Origin of the sequence: Pseudomonas sp. RIT-PI-o, assembly GCF_001297215.1 — a bacterium.
In the GTDB taxonomy this organism is placed as follows: domain Bacteria; phylum Pseudomonadota; class Gammaproteobacteria; order Pseudomonadales; family Pseudomonadaceae; genus Aquipseudomonas; species Aquipseudomonas moraviensis_A.
The window spans coordinates 129,681-143,595 of sequence record NZ_LHPA01000024.1 but is presented as its reverse complement, the minus strand read 5'-3'; the positions used below and the strand labels follow the sequence as shown (position 1 = coordinate 143,595).

Genomic DNA, 13,915 nt, shown 5'->3' with positions numbered 1-13,915 from the left:
AGACGTGTCGAAACTCATCGTACCCTCCGCGCACATTGCCAACGTGCGCCTGCTTCAGGTCACGCCGATCGATGCCTCGGCCAATGTCCATGCGCCCTCGACGGGCAATCTCCATCATTTGCCTTCACCCGCTCTCGAAAACAACGCTGATGCCACCCACCGGCAAAGCCTCAGGTCTCTCGACAAGTATTACGGCCCATTGCGCATCGGCGAGTTCACGACCAGTCGGGTCGAACTGCAGGCATTGGGCGCCACGGTCAACGGGCAACCCGTCAGCCCGGCCAATACCGATATGAAAAATGCCGATCAGGCCTTTCTGGATGGCCTTAATTTCGAAGCGGCAAAAGTCGAAGCCCGACTGCAGTCGGTCGACATTCCGGACAGCGCCGTGCCTGCCATGCTGTTTTTTGAAATCGCCTGCAAACGCTCCATCGATGCCGGGCCGTTGTTCATCAGCGATACGCCCATCGGTACCGGGAGCACGATGGAGCGCCTCAACCAGCTCGGCAAAGCCGCGCAAAAACTGGGCATCCATCGGGCCGATTCGTTCGAAAACACCCCCGGCTGGGTTAACAGGAACAAAAGCTATTTGATGAGCGGTGCAGGCGTCGGCTTGCAAGCCTTCGGCATTTACAGCGGCTACATGGCCATGGCCGACGCGATCAGAAAGGGTGACAAGCTGGAAGCGATCTTCCAGGGCGGATCCATCGCAGCGGAACTGGGCTCGCTGATCATCGAGCAGGGCCTGACCAAAACCGGCGAGGCAATGCTCACCAACGGCGGCAAACTCTTCAAATATTTCCCGCTGACGTCGGTGGGCAAATACATGAGCCGCGGGGCCGGGATGTTCGCCAGCGCGATCACGCTGCCCTTCGATATCATCGACGCCGTCAAATCGTTCAACGCCGCCGCGGCCACATCCGGCAAAGAGGCCCAGGATCACTACGTCAGCGGTGCCATGAGTGTCGCCGGTGCGGGGATCAGCCTGGTGCTGGGCGTCGCCGCCCTGGCCGGTTTTGGCAGCGTTGCAGGGCCCGTCGGCCTCGTCGCTGCGGCATTGTTGATCGCCGGCTCAATGATCTACCAGGCTGCACGAGTGGTTGACGATATCGACGACTACATCGAGCTGACCGCCCATGAACGCCTGCGCTCGGGCTGGTTCGCCTTCACTGGCAAGGAGCTGGACACCGAGGTAATGGATCGCTTCAAGCTGTCCAAAGGCTATCGCGACCATGAGAAACAGCTCGAACTGTCAGCCAAGGACATGCTGGAGGGCGCGTACAAAAATTCCATCGAACATGTGGTGAACGGCGCCTTCCGCGCCGAATTACAGGCTGTCGAGCTATGGCGTTACGTCTGGGACGAAAGCACCGGGGAGAAACCGTTCAAGCTCGACAATCAGGCAGTGATCGTCGGCGCAGACGATGTGATCGATGCCCGCGATGGCTTGCCCGCGGATCTCAAGGGCAAGGTCAGCGGCAGCGCGGGGGAAGGCAAAGGCGTGTTCTGGCGCATGGGCGATGGCAATGATCGCGTCGTCGGCGTCAAGTCGCAGCCCAACCTGTTCACCTACCGCGACGGCCACAAGGCCCTCACCGGCGGCGACAAGAACGATGCCTTCTATCACGAAATCACCGCCCAGGAACTGGATCGCTCGGGCAAACCGGCGCATGTCAACGTGCTGGACGGCGGAGGCGGCGCTGATATGGTGGCGTTCGAAGGCAGTCGCCCGACCAGTGACACGCGCCACGTCGGGCATGACATCAATCTGCAGACCGGCAAAGTGATGCTGCGCGGCCTGGATCCGCAGGCCGAAGGGATCGAAGTCGCCCACCTGACCTCTTTCGAGAATGTCTCGACCCTGCGCAAGGGCACCAGTCACGTCACGGGTACGGCCGACGCCAATCAGATTTCTGCCAACGGATACGACCGCGTCAAGGCCGGCGACGGCAATGACACTATCGCTATCTTCGGCACCGAATGTCGGGTCGACGGGGGTCACGGCGAAGATCGTTACTACATCGCCAACACCAACGCGCGGACGACAATCATCGAGGAGGGTGAACATTCGAGCGTGGTCGAGTTCGGCTGGGCGCGGGCGGTCATTCAGCGCTGGCAGCTCATCGGCACTTCACTGGTGATCACCTCGTTGCGCGGCAACGATGGCTGCGACCCCGACCATGTGCTGACTCTGGAAAACGTCTATCAGATGGTCGACGGCCAACGCCAACTGAAAAACGCCCGATGGCTGTTCCGCACTCAGGACGAATATGAACTGCTGGCGCTGCTCCCGGCTCGACCTGGTGAAGCAGCGAGTCAGGACATCGAGGTCGCTGTGACCGTCAACGGTCGACCGGCACCTGCCCCGGCCATCGTCAATGGCGGCACGGTGACGATCACCCCTCAGGGCTTGCACCGACACTTCGTTGCACGCACGGATCGTCGGGTCGAGTTCGTTGCAGCGACTGCTGCCGCTGCCACGGCCAGCACGGTTTACCTTGACTTCAAGGCCAGCGAAATCGTCGACGCGGTGCTCAGCTACCAGGTCGAAGTGCGTAACGGCGTTTCGGGCAATACCCACCTGATCTACAAAGACATTTGCCTGTCGCTTCTGCTGCCCTCCAAAGCAGTACTGTTTAAAAGCGTGATAACGACCATCGCCGCGGCCACGGGCTACAGCGGCCGCAACAGCCTGAAAGTCACCACCCCGTTGCTGGCGCAAGACATCGTGCTGGTCATGCAGGATGAAGTCTCGTACCGCCTGCAGGTGCCCGTGCTGGACTACGAAGAGGACGCCAGAAATCCCGGTACGCGGGTGTCCAGCACGCGCAGCTGGCTGAAAAGGCGCAATGGCAACTACCTGTTTGTCCAGCCCCTGGTCAGCGAAAAACCGGTGCTGACTGCGCAAGCGAGCAAAGTGGTCATCGAGCCACGCACGCACACAGGCATCTACGTACTCGAGGGCCAGAGCGCGACGTACGACGTTTACCTGGCCAGCAACTGCATCGTGCGCCTGTCCACCCCGGGCGCCGCGGCGAAAACGGCGAATGCGTCAACGTGGAATCTGTTCACTCGCACGCTGAGCGAAACCGTCAAACGTGACGATATCCAGCTTGAGGACAATCGCTTGCGCATTGCCAGCGTCACCATCGAACTGCCGGATATCGAGGATGACACGCCTGTGGAATCCATCAGCGTGGTGACCTCCGCCGGCCATATCTATGAAGTCTCGCTGCTGTTTGAAGTGTTGCAGCTGTACGTCATCAATGCCCGCAGCTACGCCAGCGTCGACGCACTGGTGGCCGACATCGAGCAGCACAGACAGCGCAACGAACTGGCGGCACGAGTTTACGTAACCGACATCGGTTACCAGCCCGACACCGAGGGTACGCTGACTTACAACTCGATCAGAAAAAGCTGGAGCCTGACGACCGATCCGCAGAAACACTTGAACCTCGACGATCTTTTCATCCCCATCAGCGGAACCTGACCGCGACCGCTCCAGATTCAACAACGTGCCAGTGCGGGCTCCGATGCCCGGACTGGCACCCGCTCACCACGGCCCATGGAGGGCCGACCCGCAAAAAAAGGATTTTCCCATGCGACAAAAACCTGGGGGCGTACGCCCTTCATTGACGCCAGATGCATCGACTTCAACATCCCGCCCCTCTCATCCTGAGCGCACGATGGATCTGGACTTGCACTTGCCTGTGCGCATGAGGCCGGACGATCCGGACTGGTTGCCCGGACCTGTCACTGGCCATCCTCACAGCAGTCTTGCAAAAACAGAGCCTGGCATGACAATTACGCAGATTCCGCAAACGCAGGCACTTCAACGTCGAGCGGCGGCATCACCCCTGGAGCCCTATTTGCAGAGGATTGATGAGACGTTGAGTCACAATGCCGACGGATTGAAGGTCTACAAGGGTCGCACGTTCGCCGACATCGCCAACGATGACGGGGCAGCTTCCGGACTGACAGTGATGGTGGCGTTTCACGATCTGATGAAGGCCTGGCGCGCCAGATTGCCGAGCGAGCGGGTTCCTTCAGGGCCTGCCCTTTATCGCGTGAACGACAGTAATGTCTGGAGTCTGAAGAAGCCGCTCGAGTACTACGACCCCATGCAGTACGCGTCGTCTTATACCGCGGATGCGCGGGGCTACTACTCGGTTCGCGAACACCGGGCGATCGAGCACACTGGCCCGTATGGCAAGTGGCATGAATTCACAGTAGTGAAACGAGAGGCAGGTTTCGCCCTGGCGGATGAGAATGGACGCTTGATTCGGGTTGATCCGAACGAGGCACGGGGCGATGCATCTGTCCCGCTGAAACTTGCGCATTGGAGCGATGGTGATATCTGGAGCGTATACCGCCTTGAGGGCGCACAGGCGCTGGTATTCCGAATCGAAGCAGAAGCCTTGGGAAGAGCGCCCGACTGGGCTACGCGCTTCAACGAGCCGGATACTCACAAGTTTCTGAGCGACTCGTTCAGATGGTCATATCCACACAGGTCCGAGACGGAACGTGCGCACATTCTGCGCAGCTACAACTTGAGCATGGCTCAGCAAAAACGTCTGCGACAAGACCTGGAGCAGGGGCGATTCCCCGATTGGGCCGAACAGCACAAACGCCTGACCGAGAATCCGCTGGATGACACCCGCTTTGCGCAGATTGCAGAAGAGATGCAACCTCTCGTTCTGAGAATGAGAGAGGAAGGCGAGAGCTCTGAGTTCGACTCGCATCCCGTAGAGCAGCGCTATGAAGAAAACTTCCTGAAAAGTTATCTGGAGCATGCAGGCTACAAGAGAAACAAGCATGGCTACCTTTACCGAACAGACATCCCGGCCATGTTCCGTGCTGACTTGCGCACGCCTTTTGAACTGGCTCGAGACAAACGCCTGGTGAAATTGCGGGGCAATCCTTCCGACTCCACGACCAAATCGGCTTTCAGCGCGACATTCGGCGCGGCCGATGGCTTGACCTACATGAATTTTGATTACTACTCCAACCCTCGACACTACAACAGTCAGGCCAACCGTTATCCGGGGCATTTCTCCGACAGTGATTCGTCGAGTGGAAATCGACACAGTTCAGCCAACGATTCCGAGACATCGTTTGAAATGGACAACTCGCGTGACTATCCCTTGCTCCGTCGCAAGCAAACGCTAGGCTTCCTGTACGTCATCGACACTCGGGGTATCGAGGTAGTGCCACGAGTGGAAAACATCTATCTGAACAACAAGGATTTCGACGGCGATACCCTCGAAGGCCGGATATCAATGCCGACGCGAGGTATCAGTGCAGAGAGGATATGGCTGGTGAGTTCGGACTTGAGCCAGGCGGCCAGAGTCGAAGATATCTTGCGCAAAGCCGGGAACTCCGCTGAGGCTATCGAGAAAGCCACATGGGCAGGCACCGACGGGGCCGATTACATGCGGCATGGTGCCACTGCTTATGACCATTTGATAAATCGAATAGCCCGCTCCGGCGGTGTCGTCTTGAAGTTGCCAAAAGGCGAAAACACCTACTCCAACGATGTGACCTGGCCAGTGCCCGAACATTATCGAGCCTGACAAAAGGCGCCATTCATTTAAAAATGAATGGCGCCTTTTTTATCAAGTAACCGCTGAACGCTCGTCGATGACCTGGATCACAAATATCGCAGGTTTGTTATTGAAGGCGTTATGCCCAGTGCTGTTGGGATCGACCTTGAGGAATGTGCTCATTCCGCTGCTTATATGACGATACAAGGGCCTGTCATGAGGCTCGCCGATCAGCTCGAGCCAGGCAGGGCCGGATTTGAAATGACTGAAGCTGGCCTTTGAAACACCGGTAGTGCTGATTGAAAAGTACTGCTCTGGGGCACTGGTGCTGGCCAGCAGATTATGAGTCTTGTCCTCCAGGAATAACCGCGCGCCATCGAACATTCCCGCCAGCACCACACTGATGAGATATTCGTCACCTTTGGGGACAAATTTCAGCAACAGTGGTGTGTCGTCTTCATGGTCGGCCAGGGTTATGAAACTGGACACGCGTGAATCTGCGAGTCCTACTTCGGCCTCCAGTTTCTCGGCTCTGGTTATCCGCAGGTTGCGCAGAGCCTGTTGCAGACGTTGTTGATTGAGCACTACCGGCCGGCCATCAAGATAAAGATGCGCGGTGAATGTCTGGTTGTTTATGTTTGCTAAAGCCATGGTTGCCCACCTGTAAACACCTGCCGTCTGGTAACCGCAACGGCAGGCAACGCTGAAAAAGGGAAATAATCAGACCGCCGTCGCAGTCACGACGGTAGTTGCTGATGCAGACATCCGCGGCACTTCGCCGACAGGAACTTTTTCAGATTTTCTTTTACGGCGGGCTATCACCATCAGGTCCGCATAAGTTGATGCCGCGTCAACCACGTGCCTGACGTTATGATCCGTCTCGGCATGTTTCAAAATATACTTGCCGGCAATATCATCCCAAAATGCCCATTCATCTTCATATACAGTCATGATTCGTCCTTATTTTTATTCAAATATCCCGCTTCCTGCGGGTCACCTGAAATTATGATAAAGACCGAACCAATACAATGCTGGCAGGCGCCCTGAGTTGATTCAGAGTGCAACTAGGCAAACAATTCACCCTGCAATTCATCCAGCAATGCCTGGATTGCGTCGAGCCGCTGCTGCGGGTCGTCGAGTTGCAGCAGATCGATTTTGTCTTCTTCGGCGAAAGGCAACAGATAGGCAAGCTGATTGGCCAGTGACTGTTGGCCCGCGGCTTCGGTGCCCATGTCCAGCGCTTCGACCATCGGGTGCTCCGCCAGCGCCTTGAGCAGCGCCACCAGATCGGCGTCCTCCTCCTGCAGCGGTTGCTCGGGCTCGTCGTCGAGCCACTCGACATCGGCGAGAATCAATTGATCACGCTGCACTTCGGTGCGCAGCACATTGAAGCGTCGCCCGCCCTGCACGCGGATGCCGAGCAGACCGTTGTCCTGCTGCTGGAAATCGGTGATCCGCGCCTCGCATCCCACCAGCGCGAAACCCTCCGGCGCCACGCCGACTTCACTGCCTTCAAGAATGCACACCACCCCGAAGCCGACACCCTGCTTCATGCAGCGGCCGATCATGTCGAGGTAGCGTGCCTCAAAGATCTGCAGATCGAGATTGCAGCCGGGGAACAGCACCGTGTTCAGCGGGAAAAGCGGCAGACTCATAGACATTTCCTTACACCACCATCGACACCGCCAACGGCAGGAACACCGCCGTGGCCACGCCCATCAGACTCATCGCCAGCGCGGCAAACGCGCCGCACTCATCATTTTCCTGCATCGCCACCGCCGTGCCGACCGCGTGGGCGGTCATGCCCAGCGCCATCCCGCGCGCCTCGGGGCTGTGCACGCCAAGCCGGGTCAACAGCGCGGGGCCGAAGATCGCGCCGATCACCCCGGTGATCAGCACGAACACCGCGGCCAGCGCGGCCACACCGCCGATCTGCTCGGCGACCAGCATGGCGATCGGCGAAGTCACCGACTTCGGCGCCATGGTCATCAGGATCATGTGATCGGCACCGAACCACCAGCCCAGCGCCACGCCCATGCCCGTCGCCACTACCCCGCCTATCACCAGCGTAGTAAAAATCGGCCAGAACAATTGGCGGATCCGGCGCAGATTCAGGTACAGCGGCACCGCCAGTGCGACGGTTGCCGGCCCCAGCAGAATGCTGAGGATTTCGGTGCTCTTGCGGTACTCGGCGTAGGTCAGGCCGCAGCCGACCAGCACACCGATCACCAACAACATGGAGACCAGCACCGGTTGCAGAAAGATCCAGCGGGTTTTCTCGAACGCCGCCAGCACCAGTTGATAGGCACCGAGGGTAATGCCGATGCCGAACAGCGGATGGTGAATCACCGAGGCCCACGCGCCTTGCCAGTCGAACAGCATCAGGACTCCTCCGCTGGCGGCGCGTGACGCTTGACCAAACGTTGCATGAGCACGCCGGCAAAGGCCATCGACAGGATCAGCGAGACCACCAGCGCGCCGACGATCGCCCAGAAATCGGCGGCAATCGCCGTGGCATAGACCATCACGCCTACTGCCGGCGGCACCAGCAGCAACGGTAGATAACGCAGCAGACTGCCCGCCGCCTGGTTCAGCGGCTCGCCGACTTCACCGCGAATGATCAGGAACACCAGCAACAGCAGCAGCCCGATGATCGGCCCCGGCAATATTGGCAGCAGCAAGTGATTGAGCGCTGTGCCGAGCAATTGAAACAGCACCAGCAGGGTCAGGCCACGTAACAACATCTGACATCTCCGTCTTGTATTTCACCCAGCAGGGGCCCGGCATTATAAGCATGCCGGCGCTATGGACCGGCATTCGCCAAAAGCATGGTCGGTTGACCTGAGCAAATCGCCATGATGATCTACAGTGGTTCGCAGGCCGGTCAAATCCGCCACCAGAAAAACTATAAAACCGATGAACCCAAGGAGAGTCTCAATGCCCTATGTTCCCGTTGCAGAGCTCAAAGATTATGTCGGCAAGGAACTCGGACGTTCCGAATGGCTCACCATCGATCAGGAGCGTATCAACCTGTTCGCCGAAGCCACCGGTGATTTTCAGTTCATTCACGTCGATCCGGTCAAAGCCGCGCAAACGCCATTCGGCAGCACGATAGCCCACGGTTTCCTGTCGCTGTCGCTGATGCCGAAACTGATGGAAGACATCCTCGTGCTGCCCGAAGGCGTGAAGATGGTCGTCAACTATGGCCTGGACAGCGTGCGGTTCATCCAGCCGGTCAAGGTCAATTCGAAAGTCCGATTGAAGGTCGACATGGTCGAAGTCACCGAGAAAAAACCCGGCCAGTGGCTGCTCAAGGCTACCGCGACACTGGAGATAGAGGGCTCGGACAAACCGGCCTATATCGCCGAGCCGCTGTCACTCTGCTTCGTCTGATCATCCCGGATGCGAAGCAGCGCACGCTGTTTCGCGTCACGTCTCTATATATGCGATGCATAGCTGCGGCATACTCGGTCGCCTAATTGCCCGGATCCCGCTATGCGCTCAATCGCTCGACTTGCACCCCTTGCCCTGACCCTGATGCTCACCGCTTGCGGCGACGGCGAATCGCTGTTGCCGCCGGATGCGCGCCTGCCCGATGGCGGACGCTATCGCGGCGAACTGGTCGACGGCTTGCTGCAGGGTCAGGGCCGCGTCGACTACCCCAACGGCAGCTGGTACGCCGGGCAGTTCGACAAGGGCCAGTGGCACGGGCAAGGCGAATGGCACGGCAGCAATGGCGAGGTCTATCGCGGCCAGTTCCAGCAAGGTCTGTTTGACGGCCAGGGCAGCCTGAGCACTCATGCCAGCAGTTACACCGGCGGTTTCAAGCAGGGCCGGCGCGATGGCGAAGGTACGCTGAAAGAAAACGGCATGACCTATCGCGGCGAATTCAAGGCTGACCAGTATTCCGGCCTCGGCCGTCTGGAGATGGACGACGGCAGCTCCTATCAAGGCCAGTTCGCCCACGGCAAACCCAACGGTGAAGGCCAGCGCGGCGACGCCAGCGGCAATGCGTTCACGGGGCATTTCGTCAACGGTCAACTGGAAGGCAACGGCACTTACACCAGCGCCGACGGCGATATCTACGTTGGCGGTTTCAAGAACAATCAACTGCACGGCAAGGGCCGCTACGAGAATGCCGACGGCGACGTCTGGCTCGGCCAGTTCAAGGAAGGCGCGCTGAGCGGCAAGGGCGAATTGATCGGCGCTGACGGCAGCCATTACATCGGTGTGTTCAACGACTGGCGATTCACCGGCCAGGGCCGTTTGAACCTGTCCGACGGCAGCTTCTACGTCGGCGGCTTCGACAACGACAGCTACTCCGGCCGCGGCACGCTGGTGCTGACCGATGGCAGCGTGCTCAGTGGCACCTGGATCAACGGCCAGCGTGTGCGAGACGCCGACGGCAAATTGCTGCCCGACACCCTCGAGCTCGGTTTGCTCGCCCAGGGTCCTCTGCTCGACGAGGCGCTGTCGGCAATCCCGGCCTCGACCCCGGCGGTCGAGTTGTACACCCTGACCCTCGGTGGCGATGGCAAGCAAAGCGTGTTTCTGCGCGAATCCGACTACGTCGCCAACATGCTCAACACGCGCTTCGGCGCCTTCGGCCAGATCCGTCTGGTCAATCACCGCGACCACCTCGGTGACCGGCCGATGGCCACCCGCGAGAACCTGCGCCGCGCCGCGCAAACCCTCGCCGAACGCAGCGGGCCGGAAGATCTGCTGTTCATTTATCTGACCAGCCACGGCACCGCCGAGCATGAACTGGTGCTCGATCAGCCGCGCATGGAACTGGCCGACCTGCCCGCCGATGAACTCGCCGCGGTGCTCGCGCCGCTCAAGCATCGCGACAAGGTCATCGTGATTTCCTCGTGCTATTCCGGCGGTTTCATCCCGGCATTGAAGGACGAACGTACGCTGATCATGACCGCCTCGCGTGCAGATCGGGTGTCGTTCGGCTGTTCGGAAGAAGCCAATTTCACTTACTTTGGCGACGCCCTGTTTGCCCAGGCGCTGAACCAGACCGACGATCTGGAACAAGCTTTCAAACTGGCCAAGGCCACTGTCGCCGAACGCGAACTGGCCGACGGTTTCGAGGCCTCGGAGCCGCAGATCTGGGCACCGAAGACCGTGCTGTCGCACTGGCAATTGCTGCGTAAACAGCAAGCGCGCAAAGCTTTGCAAAGCAGCGCATTGAACGACGCGGCGACAAAAGGCAACTAAGCTGAACAGTATCAAGGGAGAGACACTATGTACTTGACGCCTCAGCACGTATTGCTTGCCGGAGCCACCGGACTGACCGGTGAACATCTGCTCGACCGTTTGCTCAACGAGCCAACGATTACCCGTGTCCTCGCCCCATCACGCCGGCCGCTGGCCGAGCATCCGCATCTGGAAAACCCGGTCGGCGACCCGCAGACGTTTCTGCCGCAGCTCAGTGGCCGGGTCGATATCGCTTATTGCTGCCTCGGCACCACGATCAAGCAGGCCGGCTCCGAAGAAGCCTTTCGCGCAGTGGATCTGGACATGGTCGTGGCGTTTGCCAAACGCGCGCGGGAGATGGGCGCGCGGCACCTGATCGTGATCAGCGCGATTGGCGCCGATCCGAATTCCTCGGTGTTCTACAACCGCGTCAAAGGCGAGATGGAACAGGCCCTGCGCGCGCAGGACTGGCCGCAACTGACCATCTGCCGACCTTCGCTGTTGCTGGGCGAGCGCATTGAACCGCGTCTGGCCGAGCAACTGGCCGGGCCGTTATCGAAGCTGATTCCGGGGAAATACCACGGCATCGAAGCCTGCCAACTGGCACGGGCGATGTGGCGCCTGGCGCTGGAAGAACAGGATGGGGTGCGGGTGATCGAATCGGATGAGCTGCGCAAGTTAGGCAAATAACTCTGGGACTTTCAGAACCAAAAGATCGCAGCCTTCGGCAGCTCCTACAGAAGACCCCATTCCCCTGTAGGAGCTGCCGAAGGCTGCGATCTTTTGACCTTTACAATCCGCCAGTCGCCTGGAATCCCACGCCGATCACAGTCAGCAAAGACAGCGGCAGCAACAACGTGTCGAGCAACGCGCTGGCCGGCAGGTCCACGCCCGGATAGCTCGGCGCCTCGGCACCAAACCGGTCCATCGCACAGCAGCCGCCATTCAACGCATACAAATCCAGCCGCGTCCCGGCATACACCACCGGCGCGCCGGGTTTCGCCGCATCCAGCGTGCGCGCGGTGGCACACCCGGTCAGCAGCACCGCCAGCACGAGCACCGGCAGCTTATTCATCGCTGCTCAGGTGATGCTCACCCCAACGCGGCAACATGTCCTGCGGGATGCCGAGCAGATTGAGAATCCGCGCCACGACGAAGTCGATCAAATCATCGATGGTCTGCGGCTGGTGATAGAAGCCCGGCGACGCCGGCAAAATGGTCACGCCCAGGTTCGACAGCTTGAGCATGTGCTCCAGATGAATGCTCGAGTACGGCGCCTCCCGCGGCACCAGAATCAACTGGCGGCGCTCTTTCAACGTGACATCGGCCGCGCGTTCGATGAGGTTGTTGCAGGCACCGGTGGCAATTGCCGACAGCGTGCCGGTCGAGCACGGCACCACCACCATTGCCGCCGGCGCACCGGAGCCGGAGGCCACCGGGGACATCCAGTCTTCCTTGCCATACACCCGAATCTGCCCGGCGGCGGCGCCGGTGTACTCGGTGAGAAAGGCCTGCATCATCTGTGGTTTGTTCGGCAGGGACACGTCGGTCTCGGTGGCCATCACCAGTTGCGCAGCCTTGGAGATCAGGAAGTGCACTTCGCGATCTTCGCGTACCAGACAATCAAGCAGACGCAAACCGTACTGCGCGCCCGAGGCGCCGGTCATCGCCAAGGTGATGCGTTCCGGGCCGCCGGTCTGGGAAAAAGTGTTCATTGCAGCGCCTCGGCGAGTTTGCCGTGCAGGCCGCCGAAGCCACCGTTGCTCATGATCACCACGTGGGTGCCCGGCTGCGCCTGGCTCTTCACGCGCTCGATGATGCCTTCCAGCGAATCGCTGACGATCGACGGCACCGTGCACAACGCAGCGGTTGCAGCCAAGTCCCAGCCAAGGTTGGCCGGGGCGTACCAGATCACCTGATCGGCATCGACCACGCTGTCCGGCAAACCGTCACGGTGGGCGCCGAGTTTCATCGAATTGGAGCGCGGCTCGATGATCGCAATCAGTGGCGCGTCGCCGATACGTTTGCGCAGACCATCGAGCGTAGTAGCGATGGCGGTCGGATGGTGAGCGAAGTCGTCGTAAATGGTGATGCCGCGCACCTCAGCGACTTTCTCCATGCGCCGTTTGACGTTCTTGAACGCGCTCAACCCGGCAATGCCCATCGATGGCACCACACCGACATGCCGCGCCGCAGCCAGAGCAGCCAAGGCATTGGCGACGTTGTGCTGACCGGTCAATTCCCACTCGACGGTGCCTTGCGACACACCTTCGAACATCACTTCGAATGCCGAGCCGTCTTCGCTGAGCAACTTGACCTGCCACTGACCGCCGGCACCGGTGGTTTGCACCGGGGTCCAGCAACCCATTTCAATCACGCGCTGCAAGGCCGGCTCGGTGGTCGGATGGATCACCAGGCCTTCGCTCGGGATGGTGCGGACCAAGTGGTGGAACTGTCGTTCGATCGCAGGCAGGTCGGGGAAGATGTCGGCGTGATCGAATTCAAGGTTGTTGAGGATCGCGGTACGCGGGCGGTAGTGGACGAACTTCGAGCGCTTGTCGAAAAAGGCGCTGTCGTATTCGTCAGCCTCGATCACAAAGAATGGGGTGCCGCCCAGGCGCGCCGACACCGAGAAATTCTGCGGCACGCCGCCGATGAGGAAACCCGGGCTCATGCCGGCGTGTTCCAGCACCCAGGCGAGCATGCTGCTGGTGGTGGTCTTGCCGTGGGTACCGGCAACGGCCAGTACCCAGCGCCCTTGCAGGACATGATCGGCCAGCCATTGCGGGCCGGAGACGTACGGCAGGCCTTTGTTCAGCACATATTCCACCGCCGGGTTGCCACGGGACATGGCATTGCCGATCACCACCAGATCCGGCGCCGGATCGAGCTGCGCCGGGTCATAACCCTGCGTCAGCTGAATGCCCTGGGCCTCGAGCTGCGTGCTCATCGGCGGATAGACGTTGGCGTCGGAGCCGGTCACGTGATGGCCCAGCTCTTTGGCCAACACCGCCATCGAGCCCATGAAAGTCCCGCAGATACCCAGAATATGAATGTGCATAGTCGACCTCGTAAAACATGGCCGCAGGTTAGCGTAGGGAGGGGGAAATGGCACTCTTTAGCTGAAGGATGGAGACGGGTTGGCGGCTACATCTGCGCACGGCTTAAGA

At 59.8% G+C, this 13,915-nt stretch carries 13 protein-coding genes; 5 read left to right on the top strand and 8 right to left on the bottom strand.

Annotation, left to right across the window (positions count from 1 at the left end; translation table 11 throughout):
• Positions 1–4: 4 nt before the first annotated feature.
• Both AEQ63_RS15780 and AEQ63_RS15775 read left to right on the top strand, forming a co-directional pair.
• Positions 5–3,490, top strand: coding sequence for a hypothetical protein (locus AEQ63_RS15780; RefSeq protein ID WP_064364052.1), 3,486 nt, complete (start codon positions 5–7; stop codon positions 3,488–3,490).
• Positions 3,491–3,686: 196 nt separating this feature from the next.
• On the top strand, positions 3,687–5,573 hold the full coding sequence (locus AEQ63_RS15775) for a hypothetical protein (RefSeq protein ID WP_236705269.1): 1,887 nt from the start codon (positions 3,687–3,689) through the stop codon (positions 5,571–5,573).
• 42 nt (positions 5,574–5,615) lie between these two features.
• On the opposite strand, the gene AEQ63_RS15770 is transcribed toward AEQ63_RS15775, so the two are convergent.
• The 5 genes from AEQ63_RS15770 to AEQ63_RS15750 form a co-directional block, all read right to left on the bottom strand.
• A complete protein-coding gene (locus AEQ63_RS15770; protein WP_064364050.1) occupies positions 5,616–6,194 on the bottom strand; it encodes a hypothetical protein in 579 nt (192 codons plus the stop codon).
• Positions 6,195–6,263: 69 nt separating this feature from the next.
• Complete coding sequence (locus AEQ63_RS15765) at positions 6,264–6,494, bottom strand: hypothetical protein (protein ID WP_042610592.1); 231 nt, start codon at positions 6,492–6,494, stop codon at positions 6,264–6,266.
• Positions 6,495–6,607: 113 nt separating this feature from the next.
• Complete coding sequence (locus tag AEQ63_RS15760; protein WP_042610593.1) at positions 6,608–7,198, bottom strand: LON peptidase substrate-binding domain-containing protein; 591 nt, start codon at positions 7,196–7,198, stop codon at positions 6,608–6,610.
• A 10-nt stretch (positions 7,199–7,208) separates the two neighbouring features.
• On the bottom strand, positions 7,209–7,925 hold the full coding sequence (locus tag AEQ63_RS15755; protein WP_016773013.1) for an LrgB family protein: 717 nt from the start codon (positions 7,923–7,925) through the stop codon (positions 7,209–7,211).
• On the bottom strand, positions 7,925–8,287 hold the full coding sequence (locus tag AEQ63_RS15750; RefSeq protein ID WP_016773012.1) for a CidA/LrgA family protein: 363 nt from the start codon (positions 8,285–8,287) through the stop codon (positions 7,925–7,927). The genes AEQ63_RS15755 and AEQ63_RS15750 overlap by 1 nt, the downstream gene beginning before the upstream one ends.
• A gap of 193 nt (positions 8,288–8,480) precedes the next feature.
• On the opposite strand from AEQ63_RS15750, the gene AEQ63_RS15745 reads away from it, so the two are divergent.
• The 3 genes from AEQ63_RS15745 to AEQ63_RS15735 all read left to right on the top strand — a co-directional run bounded on the left by AEQ63_RS15745 (position 8,481) and on the right by AEQ63_RS15735 (position 11,435).
• Positions 8,481–8,936: a MaoC family dehydratase gene (locus tag AEQ63_RS15745; protein WP_016773011.1), complete on the top strand. Its 456-nt coding sequence runs from the start codon at positions 8,481–8,483 to the stop codon at positions 8,934–8,936.
• Between the two features lie 102 nt (positions 8,937–9,038).
• On the top strand, positions 9,039–10,766 hold the full coding sequence (locus AEQ63_RS15740) for a C13 family peptidase (protein ID WP_064364049.1): 1,728 nt from the start codon (positions 9,039–9,041) through the stop codon (positions 10,764–10,766).
• Positions 10,767–10,793: 27 nt separating this feature from the next.
• On the top strand, positions 10,794–11,435 hold the full coding sequence (locus tag AEQ63_RS15735) for an oxidoreductase (RefSeq protein ID WP_064364048.1): 642 nt from the start codon (positions 10,794–10,796) through the stop codon (positions 11,433–11,435).
• A gap of 100 nt (positions 11,436–11,535) precedes the next feature.
• Here AEQ63_RS15735 and AEQ63_RS15730 read toward each other — a convergent pair whose 3' ends face one another.
• From AEQ63_RS15730 to mpl, 3 genes are read right to left on the bottom strand one after another with little or no spacing between them, the layout of a single operon-like run.
• Positions 11,536–11,820, bottom strand: a complete 285-nt coding sequence (locus AEQ63_RS15730; RefSeq protein WP_064364047.1) for a YceK/YidQ family lipoprotein — start codon at positions 11,818–11,820, stop codon at positions 11,536–11,538.
• Positions 11,813–12,460, bottom strand: a complete 648-nt coding sequence (gene ubiX, locus AEQ63_RS15725; protein ID WP_064364046.1) for a flavin prenyltransferase UbiX — start codon at positions 12,458–12,460, stop codon at positions 11,813–11,815. The genes AEQ63_RS15730 and ubiX overlap by 8 nt, the downstream gene beginning before the upstream one ends.
• On the bottom strand, positions 12,457–13,806 hold the full coding sequence (gene mpl / locus AEQ63_RS15720) for a UDP-N-acetylmuramate:L-alanyl-gamma-D-glutamyl-meso-diaminopimelate ligase (protein ID WP_064364045.1): 1,350 nt from the start codon (positions 13,804–13,806) through the stop codon (positions 12,457–12,459). The genes ubiX and mpl overlap by 4 nt, the downstream gene beginning before the upstream one ends.
• Positions 13,807–13,915: the final 109 nt, after the last annotated feature.